Source organism: Methylobacillus methanolivorans, from assembly GCF_054588515.1.
Map to the genome: position 1 here is coordinate 118,264 of NZ_BAAILT010000001.1, position 23,309 is coordinate 141,572.

A 23,309-nucleotide genomic window follows, 5' to 3' on the forward strand; every position below is an offset into this window, starting at 1 on the left:
GAGAATACTGCCTGATTGGTGCCGGGGGGGGGACTCGAACCCCCACACCTTGCGGCGGCGGATTTTGAGTCCGCTGCGTCTACCAATTCCGCCACCCCGGCAACAAGGCGTGCATTATAGCAACCATTATGACAATGCGCACTACTGATTTTGATTTTTTCTTACCTGACGAACTAATTGCCCAATTTCCAGCCAAGGAACGTAGAGGCAGCCGCCTACTTCATCTCGATGGCAATAGCGGAAAATTGGCAGACCGCCTGTTCCTCGACCTGCCTACATTGGTGCAACCAGGTGACCTCTTCATTTTCAACGACACTCGTGTCATCAAGGCCAGACTGCATGGGGAAAAGCTCAGCGGCGGTAAAGTTGAAGTGCTAATTGAGCGCGTATTGGGCGAGCGTGAGGCACTAGCCCATGTTCGCGCCTCACGCTCCCCAAAACCGGGTAGCCTGTTGCGCCTTGCCGATGCTTTTGATGTGGAAGTGATTGGACGACAAGATGACTTGTTCCATTTGCGCATTGCCGGTGAGACCCCACTGCTCGATTTACTAGAGCAATACGGCAATCTGCCTTTGCCACCTTATATCACGCACAATGCGGAAAGCACTGATGAAGAACGCTACCAGACTGTCTATGCGCGCGAGCCCGGTGCCGTGGCAGCCCCAACAGCGGGCCTGCATTTTGACAATGACATGCTGGAACACTTGAAACAGCTTGGTATCAACATCGCTTATGTCACCCTGCATGTCGGTGCAGGTACGTTCCAGCCGGTGCGGGTAGATAATATCAACGAGCACAAAATGCATAGCGAGCTTTATTCCGTGCCGCAAGCCACAGTGGACCTCATTGAACAAACACGCGCCCGTGGTGGCAAAGTCACTGCCGTAGGAACGACCGCATTGCGCGCACTGGAAAGCGCTGCCCGCAGCGGAGCTTTACTCGCAGGACAAGGCGACACCGACATCTTTATTACGCCCGGCTATCGCTTTCAGGTTGTCGAGCGCCTGCTCACCAACTTTCATTTACCCAAGAGCACACTATTGATGTTGGTTTCTGCCTTTGCCGGGGTGGAACATATTCGTCAGGCGTATGCCCATGCAGTGAGTACGCGTTATCGCTTTTTCAGCTATGGGGATGCCATGCTGATTGAACGTCAGGACTAGGGATAACAAGCTGGAGGACATTCATGTCACATGAATGTCACGAATATGTCATAATGCACCAGCACAATGCTGGCTCTTCCAGCGAAAACAAAATTCTTGATGAATACCAAAGCGTTACACTCAAGCAAATCAATTAGTAGTCGCCCAGAGCTGAGCAAAAAGCACAGCCTCATTACCCAAATCCTGTTTTTTGGCACCCTGCTCGCTGGGCTATTGTTTACTGTTGCCAGCCTGAATCACGATGTCAGCAATACCGACTCCTCGCCTACCACCTGGCTCCCCTTCATCCTGCTCGGTGTAGCTCTGCTGATTGCCTTGGGGTTCGAGTTCGTCAATGGCTTTCATGACACCGCCAATGCCGTTGCTACCGTCATCTATACGCACTCCCTGCCAGCCAATGTTGCTGTCGTCTGGTCCGGTTTTTTCAATTTCCTCGGTGTCATGGCCTCCAGTGGGGCAGTGGCATTCGGCATCATCTCCTTGCTACCAGTAGAGCTTATCCTGCAAGTCGGCTCTGCTGCCGGCTTTGCCATGGTGTTCTCATTGTTGATCGCGGCCATTTTATGGAACTTGGGCACCTGGTTCCTTGGGCTGCCTGCTTCATCCTCACATACATTGATTGGCTCCATTATTGGTGTTGGCGTCGCCAACGCCCTCATGCATGGCCGTGATGGCACCAGCGGCGTGGATTGGGCGCAGGCCAGCAAGGTCGGCTATTCGCTATTGCTATCGCCCATGGTCGGCTTCATTGCGGCAGCACTCGTGTTATTGGCGCTACGCACGATCATCAAGAACCGTGAGTTGTTCCGCGAACCCAAAGGTAACAAGCCGCCTCCAGCCTGGATCCGTGGCATCTTGATCTTGACCTGTACTGGCGTTTCGTTTGCACATGGCTCTAATGACGGACAAAAGGGCATGGGGCTCATTATGCTGATCCTGGTAGGTACCGTGCCGATGGCATATGCTCTAAACCGTGCTATGCCTGCCGACCAGGCAGTGCAGTTTTCTGCAGTAGCCCAGGTTACCCAGGCTTCCTTGCAACACAGTGCCCCTGGCGTAGCACCAGCAAAACCATTGGACACCCTTTCCACATATATTCGCACCAAGGAAGTCACGCCAGAACTCCTGCCAGCATTGGCCGCAGTGACTGGCAGCATTGGGCAGCAAGTCAAAGGCTACGGCAGCTTGGCAAAAGTCCCGGCAGATGCCGTTGCCAACGTGCGTAACGATATGTACCTCACTTCAGAAGCTATCCGCCTGATCGACAAAAACCCAGGAACCATACAACTGGATGCCGACACCAAGGCCAATCTCATGGCGTTCAAGAAGGAAATCGACAAGGCCACCAAATTCATTCCGCTGTGGGTGAAGATTGCAGTTGCCATCGCGCTTGGCCTAGGCACCATGGTGGGCTGGAAGCGTATCGTGGTCACTGTGGGTGAGCGCATCGGCAAAACCCACCTGACTTACGCACAAGGTGCATCCGCAGAAACCGTCGCTATGCTCACTATCGGGGCTGCCGATCTCTATGGCTTGCCGGTATCAACCACGCAGGTCTTGTCTTCCGGCGTGGCCGGCACCATGGCCGCAAATCGCTCTGGCCTGCAGATGGGAACCATCCGCAACCTACTGATGGCTTGGGTGCTGACCCTACCCATGGCGATGCTGCTTTCTGGTTCGCTTTACTGGCTGTTCTCGCAGTTTATTTAATCCAGTACCAACTCAGCGGTTTGTCATATCCCAACCAAGCTGCCCGGCTATCCAACGGGCAGCTTGCTGATTGCCCTGTGGCTGCACAGATGCAGGCTTAGGCGCATCAAGCATCGCAAACACTTCTCTAGCAAAATCACCGCTAGACAACTGGCTTTCAGCCACCTGCTGGCAACACCCATGCTGTTGCAACCATGTGATCAGGCACTCCTGCTCCGGCCAGCCATCGCGCGGAACATAAAGCACCGGCACACCATGGCAGGCGGCTTCGACAAAAGTGCCATAGCCAGGCTTGGTCAGCACCAAGTCACTACTCGCCAATAGGGTGGAGAAATGCAGGTGCAAAGGTTCTTGCGCATGAAAATCAGCCCGCCCCACACCTTGCATCCAGGCCTGCGGCAATAGCCAATGCACATCTGGCAAGCATGGAAACTGAGCAGGATTGATCTGTGTATTGATACCCCCCATGCCCACCAGCACCAACTTTGTCGAAATATTGCCCTGCACGCCGAGACGATCGAATATGACGGCTCGCTGTGATTGCGACATATCTGCCACCGGCCCCACAGCATGACATCCTAGCCAAGGCATATCCATTGCAGGCTCAATGCGTAGAAAACCACAAGCACTCGCATAAGCTTCGCGAATCTGGCACTGTACATTGTTGAGTGCTGGCGAATCCGCGTAATGCAAAAGAATATCAGCCCAATTCAGCGAGCACATCGCCAGAGAGGACAAGCCCAGCCTGGACGCTGCCGCCAGTGGCAAGTAAGCCACATTGCAAAAAACAGCATCGGCATGCTGCGTGGCGATCCACGCAGTCTCGTCTGCCACCCGGGCTTCCCAATTCGCATGAAAATCAAGATAAGCTGCCACGCTAGCGGTGACATCAACCTCCAAGGCAGACTGCATCAACATGCCAAAATCCGCTTGTCGTTGCACATACGAGAATGGCACGTGAATGCGCGATCGCAGGAAAGCCTCGCTCACTGCGCTGGCAACCACCAAGTCGAGCTGGGTATATGTCTGTGCCAACTGATTGAGCACAGGCGCAATCTGGGCCACATGCCCAAAGCCATGACCAGAGATATACACCAGCAGACGTTGCCTGCAAGATACAGCCATGATGAGGTACTAATTGAGTGCTGTTGCCGTCACCGGCACAACAGCGGTGGGATGATAAGTCCAGGATTTACGCCAGGCATTGACGACGAGATTAGGATACTCTGGCCTGCCTAGGCTGCCGTTGTAGCGGCCCAAGGCACGGTATAGATCGCCTTTTTCAATATCAAGGTAATGCCGCAGGATAGTGCAACCATAACGAAGGTTGAGCCGCATATGGAACAGGTTATGCTCACTGGCACCAATCGCCTTGACCCAGAATGGCATCACCTGCATATAGCCACGCGCACCTACCGACGACACTGCATATTTATTAAACGCGCTTTCGACATGGATCAAGGCCAGGACAAGCTGCGGATCCAGTCCTGCACGCGTTGCTTCATAATGCACGGTACGCAAGAAATCCTCGCGCATCTGCACATCGGGGATGCGCTTCTGCAATCGCCCAGACATTGTCTGCAACCACGCCAAGCCCTCGTCCGGGCTAGCAAATACCAACCTCGGGGCAGCACTGTCACTGATAGAGCGCTGCATCAAGGAGCGTACACTGTTGGCAAGAGGCTCTTCCCTCTGTGCACCAGCGTGCACAGACACACTGATACACAACAGGCTGGCTGACAAAAGTAAGCCAGCCCAATGCATTACAGCGCCTGCCTGATGACGGAGACAATATCCGCCAAGGCGACAGTCTCGGCACTAGAAGCCGTACGCGGCTGGTATTCGACCTGGCCTTCTTTCAGGCCACGATCACCGATAACGATACGGTGAGGAATCCCGATCAACTCCAGGTCTGCAAACATCACGCCAGGGCGCTCACCACGATCATCCAACAGCACATCAATCCCTGCCGCTGTCAGTTCGTCATAGAGTGCATGGGCGGTAGATTGCACTGCCTCACTCTTGTCATAACCGATAGGTGCAATGGCAACGGCAAAAGGCGCCATGGCAGCCGGGAAGATGATGCCGCGCTCGTCGTTACCCTGCTCAATGGCAGCACCCACAATGCGCGAAACACCGATACCGTAGCAACCCATTTCCATGACTTGTTTCTGGCCGTTTTCATCAAGGTAGGTAGCCTCCATGGCTGCCGCATATTTGGTGCGCAACTGGAAGATATGCCCGACTTCAATACCGCGACACAGGCTAATCACACCATTTCCATCGGGGCTGGGATCACCTGCGACCACATTGCGAATATCAGCCACGGCCACAGGCTCTGGCAGATCACGACCAAAATTCACACCCGCAAGGTGGAACTTGGGCTTGTTGGCGCCACAGACAAAATCACTCATGACAGCAACACTACGATCCGCCACTACCTTGACCTGATCAGACACGCCCACTGGGCCAATGAAGCCAGGTGGACAATTCAGGGTATCGCGAATCTCCTGCTCGCTAGCAAAGCGGAACGTGGACAAACCAGGCACCTTGGCTGCCTTGATTTCATTCAATGCATGGTCACCACGCAACAGCAGCAAGTAGAACTGCGTCTTGCCTGCTTCGTCAGTAGCCATCACGGCGATCGACTTTACCGTCTGCTGTAGCGTGATGCCCAGCAAGGCCGCGACATCTTCACAGGTAGTCTGCTTGGGAGTCTCCACCTCGCGCAAGGCTTCGTTGGCTGCACCACGCGCAGTCATAGGGGCCAATGCCTCAGCCAACTCGACATTAGCGGCAAAATCCGAACTCTCGGAATACGCCAGCGCATCCTCACCAGAATCAGCCAACACATGGAATTCATGGGAACCATCCCCACCGATCGCACCGGTATCCGCCCGCACCGCACGGAACTTCAGGCCCAAACGATTAAAAACATTGCTGTACGCCTGGTACATGGTTTCGTAGGTATCTTGCAGGGATTCAAGGCTGGTATGGAAGGAATAGGCATCTTTCATGACAAATTCTCGTGCGCGCATCACGCCAAACCGAGGGCGAATTTCGTCGCGGAACTTGGTCTGCACTTGATAGAAATTAAGCGGCAATTGCTTGTAGGAGCGAATCTCGCGGCGCGCAATATCCGTGATCACTTCTTCATGAGTGGGACCAAAGCAGAAATCACGCTCATGACGATCACGGATTTTCAGCATTTGTGGGCCGAACACCGCCCAACGGCCCGTTTCTTCCCACAACTCTTTAGGCTGTACAGCAGGCATGAGCAACTCCAGCGCCCCGGCACGATTCATTTCCTCGCGCACAACCGCTTCCACCTTGCGCAATACGCGCAGGCCCAAAGGCATCCAGCTATATAAGCCTGAACCCAAGCGCTTGATCATGCCGGCACGCAGCATGAGCTTATGGCTGGGAAGTTCTGCCTCTTGCGGTGCTTCTTTTTGTGTTGCTATGAAAAACTGTGACGCTCGCATGTGATCGCTTCTTCAAAATTTCGGATGCTGCGAATTCTATCGGGAAACGTGCGCCGCGTCAGCCGCCATGCATGACTTCAAGCAACAGCTACAGTCTTCTCGACCAAGCTATACAGCTTGTCCCTTAAAGGCACGAACTCCGGATCAAGGTCGACCACATAATAATTCGCAGTCTGGCCAAAGCTGAGATTAACAGCATAGCCAAGCGCAATGGAGCGCGCCGGAAACGGGCCACGCGCAATAATGCCACGCGTCAAGCTACCAGATACCAGAACCACGCGAGACTGCGGGGGAATATCGCCATATTGCGTTGATTGTGAAGACGGGATGAGATCGACAAACTGGTGGAACTGCTTTTCAGCATTGTCAGTAACTGGACCATCCACGCGGTCTAGGTACTCTTCGATCACAGCCTGGTCTTCGTCTTCGTAAACGCCGACCAGCCTCATTCCCTTGATGACACTACCTCTAAATAAGGCTTTCATTTTATTGCCTTTCTATGGATGGTATCCATTTAATATATCGGCATGCCATTGCAAAAACTGAAGACAGCATGCTGGCGCTCTCGACTTTTGATCTTGATCCGCCCATTCCACCAACCTACAGCACTTTTACCTATCTGCTGTTTTTTGATGGGTACTCACCACAATCACAAGAAACTGTTATACCCTTATTGCCGCATGACTATTGCATGTACGCACCAATAACATTGAAAGATTGACGCCGTACCGCTATGACAACACTTACCTCATCTGAATGGGCCGCTTGGACTCAGGCCATCGGCTCCGTCATTGCCATTTTCGCTGCCATCGGCATTTCCGCCTGGCAAAACTATGTAGATACCCGGCGCCGCAGCATGGAGCAACGCGGCTACTCCAAACGGCTGATGTCAGTGACCCACAAACTTGCCTACGACATTTATTTGACACTGCACAGCATCGAACAGTTGCGTAGCAACCCTTTAAAAAACGAGACCCGGCAGATGCGTGACTTCAACCGCAGTAAGCTAGGTCGCCTTGAGCAAGCGCTGCATGCGATTCCACTACACAACCTCGGCACTATTACCGCCGTTGAGCAGGTCATGATCATCTTCTCGCAAATCGAGGCCGCAAACAACCTGCTTGCGCCAGAGCCTGCGGATATGAAGCACCATATCGACCATGTGCCATGCAGCGAGATTTATGGGCGCTCATGGCGCCCGATTGTGGAAGCCTGCCGTGTTGCCAGCTATACACTGCGCGGCGAAGTGCTCAACTACACCTAATTGGAAGCTTGAAGCACTTCATAAGCCTATCGTGCCTTACAGGACGATAGGCTTATTGGGTAATTCGTTTTTGTCGTCTGCCGTGGCGGGAAAATGCTGCTGCAATGACTTGCCGATTTCGGCAATGCCATACAAGACACCTTCTTCAAACTGCCCCTGGCGGAACCTCTCCTGCATCACCTTGATGATGCAATCCCAGCCATGTTGACCAAGATGACGATTGATGCCACGGTCAGCCAGTATTTCGACATCATGGTCGGCCAGCAGCAAATAGATCAATACACCATTGTTTTGCTCGGTATCCCAGATTCCGAATTGTGAAAACAACTGGATGGCACGATGACGTGGGGTAACACCGCGCAATATCGCCAAGGGATGCAAATCGCCTTCAACGACAAAACGGATTTCACCATCATGGGTTTTCTCGCTGGCAGTGATCGCCTGCTCGATACGGTGCAATGCAGCCTTGGAGAAATGCCGACGCACATGCCAGGGAGTACTGAATATATGCGCAAGCAAGCGCTGGAATGTATGACGCTTCTTCATGCTTTACCAGTCGCCAGAGGCGCCTCCTCCTCCAAAACCACCGCCACCGCCGGAAAAGCCACCACCACCCCAGCCGCCGCGGCCGCCGCCAAAGCCACCGCCACCGCCACCGATAGGAATCCCGCCCATGGCCGAGCCAACCATGGTGATAAAAAACGCAACAAAACCTAGTGCAGCCGCAAACAACAGGCCACCGCCAAACAACATGACAGCGCCACCAATCAAGCTGCCATTAATGGCACTGCCGAGGAAATTGCCAAAGATGGCACGTAACACGCCACCCACGATCAAGCCACCGAACAACAGCAAAGGCAGCATCTCACCGAAACCGCCCTCACCTTGATTACCCTTGCGAGGTGGTGGTGCAGGCAAGCCCTCGCCAGCAATCAGCCGCACGAGATAGCCAACAGCAGCATCAATACCACCATAAAAGTTGCCTTGGCGAAATGCAGGTGCCATCACATCGGAGACGATACGCTTGGCAATCACATCGGGAATTGCGCCTTCAAGGCCATAACCGACTTCGATGCGCATCTTGCGGTCATCCTTGGCAACCAGCACCAGCACGCCATCATCGACCTTTCCACGACCCAGCTTCCACGCCTCTACCACGCGCAGGGAATATTGTTCAATTGCCTCCGGTGCCGTGGTTGGCACCAGCAGGATAGCAATCTGGCTACCTTTCTCTTGCTCGAATTGCGCAAGCTTGGTTTCCAGCGCTGCCTGCTCCTGCTGACTCAAGGTACCAGTGAGATCCGTCACCCTTGCCGTCAGCTGCGGCACCGCCACTTCATCCGCATGAGCCAGGCTGGCAAATGCCAGCCATAGCATCATCAAGAGCGTCAACCACCTCGTGTATGTATGTTGATTTAACACAACCCAACCAACGTCCTATTACTTGTCGAAACTGACGGCAGGTGCCTTGGAAATCTCACTCTCGTTCTCTACCGAGAAGTTGGGCTTGGGTTGGTAGTCGAACATCTTGGCAGTCAGGTTATTGGGGAACTGACGTACCGCAGTGTTATATGCCTGCACGGATTTGATGTAGCGGTTTCGTGCCACGGTCACACGGTTCTCGGTGCCTTCCAGTTGTGCCTGCAAGTCACGGAAATTGGCATCAGCCTTGAGTTGCGGATAATTCTCAGCCACGGCCATCAAGCGGGACAACGCAGAGGTCATCTGGCCTTGTGCTGCCTGGAAGCGTGCGAATGCTTGCTCGTCATTGAGCAATTCAGGCGTTGCCTGGATGCTGCCAACCTTGGAACGTGCATCCGCTACCTGGGTTAGCACTTCCTTTTCGTGTGAGGCATAGCCTTTCACTGTATTCACCAGGTTAGGCACCAAATCGGCACGACGCTGGTATTGGTTCAGCACTTCAGACCAGTCGGCCTTGACCTGCTCATCCAGTGTCTGGAAGGTGTTATAACCACAACCACTCAAGCTCAGCACCATCATGAGTGCAGCCAACTTCAACCAGATTTTTTGCATGTTCAATCTCTCCATTCCAAAGAGTCAATATCATTGATCGTCATGGGCACCATGCCCATGACCAAACTACGTCCCAGATGGGGGCACAGCCGCCGATTGCAAGCCCTGCATGGTTTCCCGCGCAAAACACAGGTCATCCCAGGCCTTGGCTTTATCAGGCAGATTACGTAACAGGTAGGCCGGGTGATAAGTCACGATCACTGGCACACCATGAAAATCATGCAACTTGCCACGCAGGCTGGCAATACTGCTATCGCTTGCCAATAATGATTGCGCTGCAAACTTGCCTAGCGCGACAATCAGCTTGGGCTTGATCAACTCCACCTGGCGCTTGAGGTAAGGATCGCATTTCACCACCTCCTCGCCATGCGGGTCACGGTTGGCAGGTGGGCGGCACTTGAGCACGTTGGCAATATAGACATTCTCACCGCGCTTGAGTGCGATCGCTGCCAGCATATTGTCAAGCAACTGACCTGCGGGGCCGACGAATGGTTCACCGCGCCTATCTTCTTCAGCACCGGGCGCTTCGCCGATCAGTAACCACTCCGCATTGGGGTCGCCAACACCAAACACCGTCTGGGTACGCGTCTGCGCCAGGTTGCAGGCTTCACATTCCTGCACATTCTGCTGCAAGCCCTGCCAATCAAGGGACATGATAGCAGTGCGCCTGTCGCCTTGCGGAGCTACCACCTCAGCTTCCATGTCGACTGGCATGACACTATCAGCAAACTCAGGCCATGACTGCATGGCTTCAAAGTATTCCGGCTCCAGCGGTATCGCGTCATGTAAAACGCTGTCCATTTCTTCGGCAGACTCTTGCTGTGGCGCTATTGAATCAACTGGTTGCTGCACTAGTACTGGAACCACATCTTGGGCTGGCTCAATGGCAATGACACCATCAGGGGCCGCGGCTTCAGCCTCAAGCGCAATCTTGATCTCTGCTGACTGCTCAGGATTAGACTCAGCAACATCCTGACGTTCATCCGCCGCCAATGTTGCCGGGTGACGCAAGCGCCACACTGGCAACAACTCCAGTTCACGTAGCATATCGTCACGACTCAAGCCCATGCAGTGCCTCTCATAACGCTACCCCCATGAGCACGGCATCCTCACGCCCGTTAGGCGCAGGATAATAACCACGGCGAATCGCCATTTCATTGAAGCCCATACTTTCGTAGAGGCCAAGAGCGGCCTGATTGGAAGGGCGGACTTCGAGGAACATGTTCAATGCACCATGGCCTCGGGCAATATCCATCACATGCGCCAGCAGGCTACGTCCATAGCCTTTGCCCTGCCAAGGCGTAGCGATACTGATATTGAGCAAATGCCCTTCATCCAACACCATCATCAGGACAGCATAACCCAACACTTCGCCAGCGTGCTCATACACCCAGCAACTGTAGCCAGATTTCAGGGAATCATCGAAATTACCCCTAGTCCAGGGATAAGGAAAAATCGTTGGTTCTATGCGGCAGACAGCATCAAGATCGGCTGCCAGCATGGGCCGCAGGCTAGCCTCTGGATTGAGCACGGCGCTCATGCGCCCACCTTGGCTGCGCGCTCGCTTGTGGTAAGCGCGACCTTGTTGCGGATGTAGATCGGGGCAGCCTCATGCGCTGGACGACCCTCTCCCGCCTCAAAACCAGGCAAGGCCAGCCGCGCTATCGCGGTAGCACGTGGATAAGCCTCAGGAAAACGCTGCAGAAATTGCTCGCCATAGCGTTGATCCAAGCTATCTGCATATGCCTTCCAGCCACTGCCTATGCCTGTCCAGCCCTGGCCTTCTATAGCGGGTACGTCATCCGGGGCATACAAGCCGGGAGATAGCACCTCCTGCCAGCCAGTGGCGGTTTTTTCATACACCGCGTGATATACCTCGCCCATGCGTGCATCCAGGCAGGCGATCACTTTGTCAGCACCCTGCGCATCCTCAGCCAACGCCAGCAGGGTGCTGACGCCGATCACAGGGAGATTTGCGCCAAAGGCCAAGCCTTGCGCCACACCACAAGCGATACGCAAGCCAGTAAACGAGCCTGGGCCTGCGCCAAAAGCGATACCGTCCAACTCATGCAACGCTATTCCCGCGTCATCCAGCAGCTCGCGCAGCAAGGGCAAGATACGCTGGGAATGCGTCTGGCCTGCCAGCAGCTCACGCTCCACAAGCTTGCCATCAAGCAAGAGGGTCAAAGATAGGTATTCGGTAGAGGTATCGAGGGCGAGAATGTTCATGCCGGATATATCAGGCTAGATCTATTGGGGAAGAAGCGAAGAATTCTACTACATCTTCCACATTGCGCGTCCGGCGCATGGGCGGCAGGCTCTGCCAGATGCGGCGGCCATAAGGCTTGGTGATCAAGCGCGGATCGCAAATCATCAGCACCCCCCTATCCCGCTCATCACGGATCAGCCGGCCCGCCCCCTGCTTGAGGGTGATCACGGCATAGGGGAGTTGATATTCCATAAAGGCGTTTTTGCCTTCGGCATTCATCTTGTCAATGCGGGCAGACAGCACCGGATCATCTGGCGGCGCGAACGGCAACTTGTCGATGATGACAGCAGAGAGTGCCTCACCGCGCACATCAACCCCCTCCCAGAAACTCTGGGAGCCAACCAGCACGGCATTGCCGAGTTGGCGGAAACGCTCCAGCAACTCGCTACGTGCCGTATCCCCCTGCATGAGCAGCGGATATTCCAGGCCCTCGCTGGAGAATGCATCCTTGAGCAATGCATGCAGCTCGCGCATCGCACGCAAGCTGGTACACAGCACAAACGTACGGCCACGGCTAGCCTTGATCACAGGCAGTGCCATGGCAGCCACGGCAGCAGCGTAGCCTGCACTGTTAGGCTCCGGCATGCCTTGCGGCGCATAAAACAAGCCCTGCTGCCCATAGTTGAATGGGCTATCCCAGTGCCCGGTGGTGGCTTCCTGCAAGCCCATTTGCGCAAGGTAATGGCTGAAATCGCTCTTGACCGCTAATGTGGCCGAGGTAAATATCCAGGCACGCGGCTGGGCATTGAGCTGCTTGCTGAAACCTTCCGCCACAGATAATGGCGTGGCATGCAACTGTACGGACTGGCTGAACACTTCGACCCAACGCACCAAATTAGTGTCAGTAGCCGCAATCCAGCGTTGCAGCAACACCTGTAAGGCCAGTGCACGCTGCCAGCAGTTCTCCACTGCCGGGTCGCGTGCTGCCTGGCTCTCAAGCACATTCGCCAATTCAGTCAGCTTTTCCTGCATGGTGGCGTATGCGCCATCGAAATTGCGCAAAGCTAGCACTTTCTGTACTGGCAAACGCGCGCCCTCATAGGCAAAAATCAGGCGAAAATCCCGCACGGCTTTTTCCAGCGCAGTTGTCGCTTCAGGCAAGGCGGTGCAATCCTTGACCGTGGTGAGGTATTCATTGTGAGCATCGCGGGCCAGTTCCATGAGCTGGCTGGTGGAATAGCCCTCGCCAAAGAACATCCCCGCCACCTCTGGCAACTGGTGCGCCTCATCGAAAATGACAGTATTCGCTGAGGGCAATAGCTCGGCCACGCCCTCATCGCGCAGCATGACATCGGCAAAAAACAGGTGATGGTTCACTACCACGACATCAGCCGCCAGCGCGCGCTTGCGCGCTTCCATGACGAAGCACTCCTTGTAGAACGCACATTCCTGCCCAACGCAGTTATCGCGTGTGGAAGTCACGGCAGGCCAGACGGTAGCGCTTTCTGGCACTGAAGTCAGTTCGCTCTTGTCACCCGTAGCACTATTTTCAGCAAAAGCCTGGATTTTATGCACATAGGCCGCATCCTCGCGCGAATAGAATTTTCCTTCGCTCATGGCACGTTGCAGGTGAAAGTGGCAGACGTAATTGGCACGCCCCTTGAGCATAGCCACGGTGACCGGCACCTTGAGAGCGTCACGCACCGCAGGCAAGTCGCGGTTGAACAATTGGTCCTGCAAGGTCTTGGTGCCGGTAGAGATAATCACCTTGCCACCAGAAAGCAGGGCCGGCACCAAATAGGCAAAGGTCTTTCCTGTGCCTGTACCAGCTTCGGCTACCAGTTGACGGTTATGCTTGATCGCCTCGGCAATGGCCTGGGCCATCTCCTGTTGTTGCAGGCGCGGACGATAGCCTGGAATGGTTTCCGCCAACAGACCTTGTGCGGAAAAAACATGATCAATATCCGTCATTAAAGTCCTATCTGATCCAGCGGACTGACGACCCCTTTGCCACCACGGTTTAGCACGTGGGTATAAATCATGGTAGTAGAAACATCAGAATGTCCCAGCAATTCCTGCACGGTACGAATGTCATACCCGAACTGCAAAAGATGAGTAGCAAAAGAATGGCACAAGGTATGTAGTGTCGCAGGCTTGGCGATTCCTGCCGCAAACACTGCCTGTTTCATGGCGCGCTGCACGCCTTTTTCACCCATATGATGCCGACATGTCTTGCCAGAGCGTGGGGCATCAGACAACTGACGCGACGGAAAAACATACTGCCAACCCCAGTCACGTCCGGCATTCGGGTATTTTTTATCCAATACAAATGGCAAATAGACTTCACCAAAACCTGCCGCCAAATCTTCTTCATGCAACATCTTTACCTTAACCAGATGACCTTTTAAAGCTGCTACAGCAGATTCGGGTAGCATGGTTACTCTATCCTTAAAACCCTTACCCTCGCGCACCACAATCTCGCGCCGCTCAATATCCACATCCTTCACCCGTAGCCGCACTGCCTCCATCAAGCGCAAACCGCCGCCATAGAGCAAAGCAGCAACCAATGCATGTGTGCCAGATAACCCAGCCAATACAGACTGCACCTCACTCACGCTCAACACCACAGGCAAACGCTTGGGCACGTTCGCCTGCGTGACGTTATCCAGCCACGGCAACTCAACTTCAAGCACTTCACGATATAAATACAACAACGCAGATTTCGCCTGATTTTGGGTTGATGCAGACACATTCCGCTTAACCGCCAAATGCCTCAATATCCACCGCCCCATCTCTCGCGGATGACGCTTGCTATGAAAAAGAATATAGCGTTTAATCCAATCAACCTAAGCCTGCTCTGTACGCAAACTATTAATGCTTAAGACGCAACTTATCGCGCACCATATCCAATAACTTGGGTGCTTTTCCCGCGGTAACATTTTCCGGAAAATTAGGGTGCGCCATTAAATTTAATGACATTAAAAACAGTTAGTTATAAAAACAAACCAGATTATACGCCTCCAAGGTGCATTTCACATGCATTTTTAGGGTGTCTATTATTAGTTAGAGTTCATCTATGGAATATATCGGAAACTTGGATTCCGCAGAGCAGAAAGTTCTGGTGGACTCATCTATTTTGCTCAAGACGCTCAGAGAACACTGTGCAGCAGAACCGACCTCTGCAGCCGATGCCGTTAGGGTTCTTGCCAATATTCGCGATTTGGCCTACGAGAACCTTAACCAGATACAGCATGAGTATTTGATTTTACTTTCCGCAAGGTATTTGGCAGAGCACGCAGTTGTTCCTACAGATACGTCTTGGCAGTGGAATCCCCGCCAGACCGGCGGCAGTAACGAACCAGATCTACAGGGCTCGGTTGGTGCGGAAATTCTTGTATCCGCAGAGATCACGACGTCACCCAGGCCAGTCGGAACCATTGACAAGCGTATGCGTACTACACTATCAAAATTAAATGGCTTTTCCGGGCAGCGATTTTACTTTGTGCGTACAAGCGCAATGGCCACGCGCGCTTTAACCATTGTTAAAGCCAATAACTATGTAATTTCTGTAGTCATCCTGCCTCATGGGGCGGATGAACTCTAACAAATGGTTCAAACCGTTCGCTTCGCTCACTGGGACGGGCTAAAGCCCGCCCCTTAACCAAACGCTATGTGAATAGGGAAGTAGATGAGAGCATTTAGCGATCTAGAAAAGCAATTAATTCATAGAATGATTCAGCTAGATGATAAGCCTGGTTCATTGAACGTTCTAGGAAACATCATTGATTCATTCTATGGGAAGTCACACCTTCCGGAACATTGCTACGTATCGCTGAAATCACCCACTGATGTATCCATCCAGATCAGAGATGAAGCGCTCGAGCAAAATAGTCTTGATTGGATAAGAAGTGTTGATAGCGACATATCAAAAAAGCTGCTTATCGTTGTTGCTCTTTTCGAATATCTGGAAGCCCAGAAGCTAGTTTACTTAGTGGGTGATCTGGATCTACAAAGTCTTGGAGAGGTTGGGGCCGATACAGAATACACTAGATTTGAGTTTCTAGATGATGATCTAAAGCCATTAATATACAAATACTCAAGAAAAAAGATATTTATATCAGAGACGCTACGAGCATTTGTAAATAATCAATTCAAAACAGATGAAGAGCTTAGACATGAGAAGGAAGTGTCAGTAATTTCTGATCAGCTGAAATTTACACGTATAGCCCTTGGCATCGCTATTGTCGGTCTTTTGGTATCCATATTAGTTCCTATATTAGTAACTTCAGCCATAGATATAAAAAATGAAAAAATTGTTACAGAGCTAAATGAGAAGACTATCTTTGAGGCAGAAAAATCACTCAAGGCAGCACTAACCCCATTGATAACAGAACTTGTGAATAACCAAAAAGAATTAGAACATATTTCGAATGCTGTAAAGGAGTCAAATAGTTCGAACTCTATTGCAATGAAAAAAACATCAAAGGTTATAGGTGAAAAAATTGATGAGCTTTCCCAAAACATAACCAAATCAATTGAGCCTATTGAGCGGTCATTGACCAAATCACATAACAAGAAAATCCAGCCCACCGCTAAAAGCAGCAGCTGATTTTGACGTTAGTCATATGAATAACTTACGCTTTGTCTCACAGAAATTACCAACTGAGTGTGGGGTCGCTTGTATTGCAATGCTCGGCAATACATCTCTATCAGAGGCCAGAAGTGCAGTAAATTTCGTAAACACATCTAACAGCCGAACTACTCAAAAGGAGTTACGTGCTGCACTTAAAAAAAGTAGAAAAACTCTTAGTAAAAAAATTACATTCACTGATAAAGAAAGACTGAAATCAGTTTCGGCTGTCGTATTGGTAGCAGTAAATTTTAAAGAAAAAAATGGCACTCAATATTGGCACTGGTTAGTTTATGACAACACTGAAAATTTAGGACGCATACTTGACCCAAGTAAACCCAAGGAGCGTAGATCATGGGGCAATACAAAACCAGCTTGGTTTCACTACGTATATGACATACTGGTTGATGGCTAACCCATCCATCAAGCGGGACGCGCCAAAGCACGCCCCTTATCTCAAACGTTGGGCATATTGGACAATCGACGTCTCTTGCCTCTTGCGATCAAAAATCTCCTGGAGAACTGATTAATGCATCAGCAAGCGATTCTGGTTACGGCAAACCCTAAACTCGGTAGCGCAGGAACGCCAGTCATCATTGGCGATATTGAAAAGCACTTCGCAACAACTGCCACTGCTAACGCAGGCATTGAATACAAATGTGCAGACCCTAAATGCGGGGTTCCTGTGATAGCGGTAATTACAAAATTGACAACGGCAACGCGAAAGACCAGCCCTTCATCCTATTTCCGTGCGAATGGAAGCAAGCCACACGCGAACGGCTGCACTCGCGAACCATCTCCATCAGTACCAACAACGGCATCGCATGGTGGCCCAGTTAATCCAGCCAGTCCCAACCGCACGAACGCCCCCGCTGTTTGGGTAGACCCACTTTCCCAGGCTGGCGGTACATCAGGCGTTGGCGGTAGCGCAACAGGAACACCATCAAGCGGTTCACGCAGCACACGAGGAACTAAAGGCTTGGGGACGAGCCAAGGCCGTTCACAGATGGTGGAGAGCTTTGCGAAGAAGTGGCTTGCGATGAACGCTCAGATACAACGCTCATCCCCACTAACAGCGCCATGGAACCCGCAAGGTACCTACTACACTGCTTTTCATGCATTTGCATACCATCGAGCCGCTGATGTTTCCTCTACCGGTCAGAAAATCTATGTGGGCATATTGAAGCAGGCCGTCAAAACAACATCCGGGTACATCATTTCACTTTCAGAAGTTAATTCATCAGGCGAAGCATTGGAGATGTTTGTTCCGTCGTCGGCACTTCTATTCGGCATTTCTGGTACCACATTGAATTCAAGGCTTGGCGGGCTCGTTGGTACAACAAAGACGACGCAGGTATTTGCTCTCGGCACATTCTCTCGCATCAATAGCGAGACTCTTTCACTTACTGTCACACACCCGCATTACATATACATTCCATGAGCGAACGCAGGCTCACTAACTTCAAATACCGGTCTGGCTCTGCGGCCTTACGTAGCTTATCGGAAGGCACCATTTATTTCGCTCGACCGGACGAACTGAACGACTCTCTTGAGGCTAAGTTCGCCCCGGCTGACCCTATGTCTTACCAGCAAAGACTTGCGCAGACGCTGACGGAGCTAGCAGCCGCAAGGAATGAGCGGATTAAATATGAACCGGAAGAGGAGCTGGCTGAACAATACGCCAAAATGATTCAGGAAGAAGACACGGCATTTGCTACCCATTGCCAGAAAGTCGGTATTTTTTCCGGTACAAAACGTCCTACCAACCAGCCTTTGTGGGCCTATTACTGCAACGACTCGCGTGGTTTTTGCTTTGAATTTGAATGGCCCGACGACGTAATACGAGAATTCAGTCTTCGCCCGACATTCGTGCACTACACCACCGAACCGCGTATTCATGACCGCTTCGAGGACATGCATGCCGCACTCATCAAGGTCGGAGAGCAGAATCCTGATTGGAGCGTGGAACAGATTTACGAGCATTTCTGCTCTGAAGATTTCTTCACCAGATGGTTGGCACAGTCAATGGGCCGGGCTGTATCGTACAAGCACGCCGATTGGGCTCATGAGGAAGAGTTACGTATGTTAAGTCCCATAGCTGGGCCACTAGCGATTCTTAAGCAGATTCTCAAGCGAGTCTACTTTACGCGAACTGACTTCCCAGAATGGCGGCCAGTTCAAATGCTGTTGCACCAACTCTACCCAGATGTCGAACTAGCACAGGTCATTTTTAATCATACTGAGCCGCTGGTTCATGTCCAGCCGATGCATAGAAAGGTGGTTCCGATACCGATGTCCATTACGGAGCCAGCCTGAGTGAAAATCGAGTCTGCCATGAACACACTTGCGCCTAACCATTCGGTAATCGCCCCATCTTCATCCTCCAGACCATAAATTACACGATCCGTTAGACTCCACTATTTCCAGCCTCCCTCAAACATTCGAGATTCGAGAATGGAGATCTTGTTGGTTTCATGACTGCCAGATTCTATTACCGTGCTATTTTCCGTTCAACACCAGTCTGGATTGGGCAGTTCAGCGAACACCTGCTTCAGGCCATCAGACCACCCTTGGCGTATGGTGTTGTAGTAGGCATCGCCCTCGCTGAGGCGGTGCTTGCAATCGGCGTGAAAACTATCAGTGCGATAAATCAGCAAATCAATCGGGGCTGCCACCGAGATATTGCTGCGGATGGTGGAGTCGAACGAGATCAGCACGCACTTCACTGCTTCCATAATATCGCTGCTGTGGGTGATAACACGGTCAATGATGGGCTTGCCATATTTGGTCTCGCCGATCTGGAAATACGGCGTTTCCTGGCTGGTCTCGATGAAATTGCCCGCGGCATAAATCGAGAACAGGCGCGGCGATTCGCCCTTGATCTGCCCGCCGACCACGATGCTGGCACTGAACTCGGTATTGTGGTTTTTCAGGTGCTCGTTATCCAGCTCATAGACCGCACGCAATTGCTCGCCCACCAGTTGCGCCGCATCGAACATGCTGGCGACATTGTGCAAGGTAGCGCCCTCGTTGAGCTTGACCGCATCGCGCAGGCGATTGATCACCGCCTGCGTGATGGCGAGATTGCCCGCGGTCATCAGCGTGATCACCCGCTCGCCGCGCACCTCGAACACGTTCATCTTGGGGAATACCGCCACCTGGTCAACGCCAGCATTGGTACGGGTATCGGACGCCATGACCAAGCCTTGGTCCAGCAACAAGCCTACACAGTAAGTCATGCGAGAAAGGGATGAATTGAGTTGGAATCATCATACGCATGCATACCAGCCTCGACAATACTGCAAGGGGAGTAGCGCCAACGACCTACGCAAAATGACGTACACTATCAGCCTGTTTTTCGCTCAACCATTCAGGCACTCACATGGAATATCGCAAGCTAGGCAAATCCGACCTCAACGTCTCCGCCATCTGCCTGGGCACCATGACCTTTGGCGACCAGAACACGGAAGCCGAGGCGCATGCCCAGCTTGATTATGCCCTGGCCCAGGGCATCAACTTCATCGACACCGCCGAGATGTACCCGGTGCCGCCCAAGGCCGATACCGCAACGCGTACCGAAACCATCATCGGCCCCTGGCTGAAGAAACAGGCCAGAGACAAGATCATCCTTGCCAGCAAGGTCGCCGGAGGCAACCGCAAGCTGGGATGGATACGCGGCGGCCCCGAGGCGGTGGACCGCGACAATGTGCGCAGCGCGATCGAGGGCTCACTACAACGCTTGCAAACCGACTATCTCGACCTGTACCAGATTCACTGGCCAGAGCGCAATGTGCCTATCTTCGGCCAGTACCAGTTCGACCCAAGCAAGGAAACCAAGGCCTGGGTTTCCATCCACAACCAGCTTGAAACCCTGGCCGAACTGGTCAAGGAAGGCAAGGTGCGCTATGTCGGCGTTTCCAACGAGCAGCCCTGGGGCGTGATGGAGTTCCTGCGCATTGCCGAGGAATATGGCCTGCCGCGCATTGCCTCCATACAGAACAGCTACAGCCTGCTCAACCGCGGCTTCGAGTTCGGCATGACCGAGATCGTTTACCGCGAGCAGGTCAGCCTGCTGCCTTATTCGCCGCTGGCCTTCGGCCACCTCAGCGGCAAGTATATAAATGACCCGCAAGCCCAAGGCCGCGTCACCCTGTTCCCCGGCTATGCCCAGCGCTATACCAAGCCCAATGTCACCCCAGCCAGCGTTGCATATGCCGAACTTGCCCGTAAGCATGGCCTCAGCCCGGCAGAGCTCGCCCTATCGTTCGTCTACCATCGCTGGTTCGTCACCAGCACCATTATCGGTGCCACCAGCCTCGCCCAGCTTGAAGAAAATATGGGCGCATGGCACAAGCCGCTATCTGAGGATATCTTGCAGGAAATCGAGAGCATTCATTTGCGCTACATGAACCCAGCACCATGAGCCCAGCCACATCTCGACAAGCAGGCAATGAAGCTACCTGATCTGCCAACGGCGCGGCTATTGCTGCGCCCGTATGTGATCCAGAATGCACCCACCACAGAAACCATGGTGGATGCACAACGTGTTAGCTTTATTTCTTCTGGTGTCATTGGCACCCGTTTTGCAGTAACACACGAAGCACTGATCGACACTCAGGATGAGCCTCACAACCAGCTCACAGGCATCATCTATGCAGTCATGCGGCACGAAGACGCTGAGCTGATCGGCAATGTCAGTCTGCTCGATATTCACATTGCAGACCAGCGGGCAGAGATAGGTTATTGGGTAGGTTCCGCGCACTGGAGTAACGGCTATTGCACAGAGGCCTTACAAGCGCTGCTGGCTTTCGCTAACGCCACCTTGGGCATCACCCGCATCACAGGGCGCTGCCTGACCAGCAATCTTGCTTCTATTCGTGTCATGGAAAAATGTGGGCTAGCCCGCGAAGGCTTGTTACGCGCTCACGCCAAATCCGGAGGCAGATATGAGGATGTCTTGATGTTCGGACTTTGCTGGCCCGAACGCAGCCAACAAAGCTAACATGCCATCATCGCGGCCTAGCACAGCCCTTTGCGCATAAGCACCCTCAAGCCAATTTGAATGTGCTCACTGCCTGGGTCAATTCATCAGCCTGATATTGCAATGACGCTGCCGCTGCTGCAGCCTGCTCAACCAGCGCTGCATTCTGTTGTGTCACCTGATCCATCTGGCTAATCGCAGTATTCACCTGCTCTATGCCCATAGTCTGCTCGCGGCTGGCTACCGTGATCTCGGTCATGATGCCGGTCACCCGCTGCACGCTCTGCACAACCTCTGCCATCGTGGTACCAGCTTCAGTCACCAGCTTGCCTCCGGCAGCTACACGCTCGACCGAATTACCGATCAGCTCCTTGATTTCCTTGGCCGCAGAAGCTGAACGCTGTGCCAGCCCACGCACTTCTGCAGCCACTACGGCAAATCCACGCCCCTGCTCACCAGCGCGTGCCGCCTCTACCGCTGCATTCAACGCCAGAATATTGGTCTGGAATGCAATGCCATCAATCACCGCAATAATATCGACGATGCGCTTGGAAGCCTCATTGATCGAATCCATGGTCACAATCACTTGCGAGACAACATGTCCACCACGCAATGCCACTTCAGATGCCGAAGCTACAAGCTGATTAGCCTGTTGGGCGTTATCCGCATTCTGGCGCACCGTGGCCGTAATCTCCTCCATTGAGGATGCCGTTTCCTCCAGCGCACTGGCCTGCTGCTCAGTACGCGATGAAAGATCCAGGTTACCTGTAGCGATTTCACTAGATCCTGTCGCAATGGCATCGGTGCCCAGGCGCACGCTGGCCACAATGCGCGACAATCCATCATTCATTTCCTTGAGCGCAAGCAGCAATTGACCGGTTTCATCACTGGAAGACACCTGGATATCGGCACTCAAATCGCCCGCAGCAACAGTCTTGGCAATCTGGATTGCACGGCTCAAGGGGCGTGTCACGCTAGTGATAATCCAATAAGTCATACTGGCACCAAGCACCGTCAGTAGTATCAGCGTCAGTAATACCATCATGGTGGCCATATCGTGCTGCGCCCTTGCCACCTGCTGGTTTTGCTGACGCAATGCCGCAGCATGCTCCCCCACTGCCTGCACGATCTGATCAATCTTTTGCGTAGGCTCGCGATCCATTCCCTTAACCAAGGCATCGACCACCCGATCACTATCGGCATGAGCTGGATCAAAGTGTTGTAATGCATCAAGGTATTGCTCTTGCAGCTTTGCCAAGGCATCTCCGGCCTCCACCACCATGGCCGCATCCATGTCCAAATGCTCAACTATGGCTTGCAGCTTGTGCAAATCGCCCCTGGCTTCCTCACCACTCTTGATGAATGCCGCGCGATACTTCTCGAAAGCGGCGGCATCATGCCCACGCAACAAGGTATTTTTCCACTCCTGGATTTGTATCTTGAACACCACCTGGGCCTTGCGCGCAGTATCTACAGCATCCTCAACCTGAGATGCCTGTTCCAGGGCATGTTGGAACATTACATTAGCCCGGGAAAGCGTCATCCAACTGACTAGCCCCAGGATCAATGAGCCGCAAAGCAGGAAAACACTCAGACCTATCAGGCGGGTGGAAATTTTAAGATGTTGAAGTTGCATGCTGTACTCAGTGTGGAAGATCATCATAATTGATTACGCAAGACAGCCATGACTAATCCCCAGTTAAAACGGGTGTCATGAAATCGTCTTGATGACGTCATATTTCGCCACACTAGTGTTACAACTTGATGTACAAATCACACCATTTAAAAACAACAACTTATTAAATTACTTCCACGTTGGGGTGTCCTTTTTCC

23 protein-coding genes, 1 tRNA gene and 1 pseudogene are annotated in these 23,309 nt (G+C 52.7%); 10 read left to right on the forward strand and 15 right to left on the reverse strand.

The window, feature by feature from the left end; translation table 11 throughout:
- Positions 1–16: 16 nt before the first annotated feature.
- Positions 17–101: transfer RNA gene (locus LG202_RS00500), tRNA-Leu, on the reverse strand.
- A 33-nt stretch (positions 102–134) separates the two neighbouring features.
- On the opposite strand from LG202_RS00500, the gene queA reads away from it, so the two are divergent.
- Together queA and LG202_RS00510 are read left to right on the forward strand one after the other, a co-directional pair.
- Positions 135–1,163 (forward strand): tRNA preQ1(34) S-adenosylmethionine ribosyltransferase-isomerase QueA, encoded by a 1,029-nt coding sequence (queA, locus tag LG202_RS00505; RefSeq protein WP_230346620.1) that lies wholly within the window; start codon positions 135–137, stop codon positions 1,161–1,163.
- A gap of 99 nt (positions 1,164–1,262) precedes the next feature.
- On the forward strand, positions 1,263–2,873 hold the full coding sequence (locus tag LG202_RS00510; RefSeq protein WP_230346484.1) for an inorganic phosphate transporter: 1,611 nt from the start codon (positions 1,263–1,265) through the stop codon (positions 2,871–2,873).
- A gap of 12 nt (positions 2,874–2,885) precedes the next feature.
- Here LG202_RS00510 and LG202_RS00515 read toward each other — a convergent pair whose 3' ends face one another.
- The 4 genes from LG202_RS00515 to LG202_RS00530 all read right to left on the reverse strand — a co-directional run bounded on the left by LG202_RS00515 (position 2,886) and on the right by LG202_RS00530 (position 6,843).
- Positions 2,886–3,998 carry a glycosyltransferase family 28 protein gene (locus LG202_RS00515; protein WP_230346485.1) on the reverse strand — a complete coding sequence of 371 codons (1,113 nt, stop codon included), beginning with the start codon at positions 3,996–3,998 and terminating at the stop codon, positions 2,886–2,888.
- A gap of 9 nt (positions 3,999–4,007) precedes the next feature.
- Positions 4,008–4,637 carry a lytic transglycosylase domain-containing protein gene (locus tag LG202_RS00520; protein WP_230346486.1) on the reverse strand — a complete coding sequence of 210 codons (630 nt, stop codon included), beginning with the start codon at positions 4,635–4,637 and terminating at the stop codon, positions 4,008–4,010.
- Complete coding sequence (locus LG202_RS00525) at positions 4,637–6,358, reverse strand: proline--tRNA ligase (protein ID WP_230346487.1); 1,722 nt, start codon at positions 6,356–6,358, stop codon at positions 4,637–4,639. Before LG202_RS00525 ends, LG202_RS00520 begins: the two co-directional genes overlap by 1 nt.
- A gap of 77 nt (positions 6,359–6,435) precedes the next feature.
- Positions 6,436–6,843, reverse strand: coding sequence for a hypothetical protein (locus tag LG202_RS00530; protein WP_230346488.1), 408 nt, complete (start codon positions 6,841–6,843; stop codon positions 6,436–6,438).
- 248 nt (positions 6,844–7,091) lie between these two features.
- On the opposite strand from LG202_RS00530, the gene LG202_RS00535 reads away from it, so the two are divergent.
- Positions 7,092–7,622: a hypothetical protein gene (locus LG202_RS00535; protein WP_230346489.1), complete on the forward strand. Its 531-nt coding sequence runs from the start codon at positions 7,092–7,094 to the stop codon at positions 7,620–7,622.
- 36 nt (positions 7,623–7,658) lie between these two features.
- Here LG202_RS00535 and LG202_RS00540 read toward each other — a convergent pair whose 3' ends face one another.
- The 8 genes and pseudogenes from LG202_RS00540 to LG202_RS00575 form a co-directional block, all read right to left on the reverse strand.
- A complete protein-coding gene (locus LG202_RS00540) occupies positions 7,659–8,168 on the reverse strand; it encodes a TPM domain-containing protein (protein WP_230346490.1) in 510 nt (169 codons plus the stop codon).
- Positions 8,169–8,171: 3 nt separating this feature from the next.
- Complete coding sequence (locus tag LG202_RS00545) at positions 8,172–9,002, reverse strand: TPM domain-containing protein (RefSeq protein ID WP_230346491.1); 831 nt, start codon at positions 9,000–9,002, stop codon at positions 8,172–8,174.
- A 60-nt stretch (positions 9,003–9,062) separates the two neighbouring features.
- On the reverse strand, positions 9,063–9,656 hold the full coding sequence (locus tag LG202_RS00550; RefSeq protein ID WP_230346492.1) for a LemA family protein: 594 nt from the start codon (positions 9,654–9,656) through the stop codon (positions 9,063–9,065).
- A gap of 66 nt (positions 9,657–9,722) precedes the next feature.
- Positions 9,723–10,724, reverse strand: coding sequence for a uracil-DNA glycosylase (locus LG202_RS00555; RefSeq protein ID WP_459724090.1), 1,002 nt, complete (start codon positions 10,722–10,724; stop codon positions 9,723–9,725).
- A 10-nt stretch (positions 10,725–10,734) separates the two neighbouring features.
- The gene (rimI, locus tag LG202_RS00560; RefSeq protein WP_230346493.1) at positions 10,735–11,196 is read right to left on the reverse strand and encodes a ribosomal protein S18-alanine N-acetyltransferase; all 462 of its coding nucleotides are present in this window, start codon (positions 11,194–11,196) and stop codon (positions 10,735–10,737) included.
- On the reverse strand, positions 11,193–11,885 hold the full coding sequence (tsaB, locus tag LG202_RS00565; RefSeq protein WP_230346494.1) for a tRNA (adenosine(37)-N6)-threonylcarbamoyltransferase complex dimerization subunit type 1 TsaB: 693 nt from the start codon (positions 11,883–11,885) through the stop codon (positions 11,193–11,195). Before tsaB ends, rimI begins: the two co-directional genes overlap by 4 nt.
- 10 nt (positions 11,886–11,895) lie before the next feature.
- Positions 11,896–13,836: an ATP-dependent DNA helicase gene (locus tag LG202_RS00570; RefSeq protein ID WP_230346495.1), complete on the reverse strand. Its 1,941-nt coding sequence runs from the start codon at positions 13,834–13,836 to the stop codon at positions 11,896–11,898.
- Positions 13,836–14,829: pseudogene (locus LG202_RS00575) on the reverse strand (integron integrase). Before LG202_RS00575 ends, LG202_RS00570 begins: the two are co-directional and overlap by 1 nt.
- Before the next feature lie 112 nt (positions 14,830–14,941).
- Here LG202_RS00575 and LG202_RS00580 point away from each other — a divergent pair.
- From LG202_RS00580 to LG202_RS00600, 5 genes are all read left to right on the forward strand, one after another.
- Complete coding sequence (locus LG202_RS00580) at positions 14,942–15,469, forward strand: hypothetical protein (RefSeq protein WP_230346497.1); 528 nt, start codon at positions 14,942–14,944, stop codon at positions 15,467–15,469.
- Positions 15,470–15,553: 84 nt separating this feature from the next.
- Positions 15,554–16,474: a hypothetical protein gene (locus LG202_RS00585; protein ID WP_230346498.1), complete on the forward strand. Its 921-nt coding sequence runs from the start codon at positions 15,554–15,556 to the stop codon at positions 16,472–16,474.
- A gap of 16 nt (positions 16,475–16,490) precedes the next feature.
- A complete protein-coding gene (locus tag LG202_RS00590; protein WP_230346499.1) occupies positions 16,491–16,910 on the forward strand; it encodes a cysteine peptidase family C39 domain-containing protein in 420 nt (139 codons plus the stop codon).
- A gap of 114 nt (positions 16,911–17,024) precedes the next feature.
- Positions 17,025–17,936, forward strand: coding sequence for a hypothetical protein (locus tag LG202_RS00595; protein WP_230346500.1), 912 nt, complete (start codon positions 17,025–17,027; stop codon positions 17,934–17,936).
- Positions 17,933–18,811: a DUF2971 domain-containing protein gene (locus tag LG202_RS00600; RefSeq protein ID WP_230346501.1), complete on the forward strand. Its 879-nt coding sequence runs from the start codon at positions 17,933–17,935 to the stop codon at positions 18,809–18,811. Before LG202_RS00595 ends, LG202_RS00600 begins: the two co-directional genes overlap by 4 nt.
- Positions 18,812–19,005: 194 nt before the next feature.
- On the opposite strand, the gene LG202_RS00605 is transcribed toward LG202_RS00600, so the two are convergent.
- Complete coding sequence (locus tag LG202_RS00605; protein ID WP_230346502.1) at positions 19,006–19,734, reverse strand: proteasome-type protease; 729 nt, start codon at positions 19,732–19,734, stop codon at positions 19,006–19,008.
- Positions 19,735–19,877: 143 nt separating this feature from the next.
- On the opposite strand from LG202_RS00605, the gene LG202_RS00610 reads away from it, so the two are divergent.
- The gene (locus LG202_RS00610; RefSeq protein ID WP_230346503.1) at positions 19,878–20,918 is read left to right on the forward strand and encodes an NADP(H)-dependent aldo-keto reductase; all 1,041 of its coding nucleotides are present in this window, start codon (positions 19,878–19,880) and stop codon (positions 20,916–20,918) included.
- Positions 20,919–20,945: 27 nt separating this feature from the next.
- Positions 20,946–21,497 (forward strand): GNAT family N-acetyltransferase, encoded by a 552-nt coding sequence (locus LG202_RS00615; RefSeq protein ID WP_230346504.1) that lies wholly within the window; start codon positions 20,946–20,948, stop codon positions 21,495–21,497.
- Positions 21,498–21,543: 46 nt separating this feature from the next.
- Here LG202_RS00615 and LG202_RS00620 read toward each other — a convergent pair whose 3' ends face one another.
- The gene (locus tag LG202_RS00620) at positions 21,544–23,112 is read right to left on the reverse strand and encodes a methyl-accepting chemotaxis protein (protein WP_459724097.1); all 1,569 of its coding nucleotides are present in this window, start codon (positions 23,110–23,112) and stop codon (positions 21,544–21,546) included.
- Between the last annotated feature and the right edge of the window lie 197 nt (positions 23,113–23,309).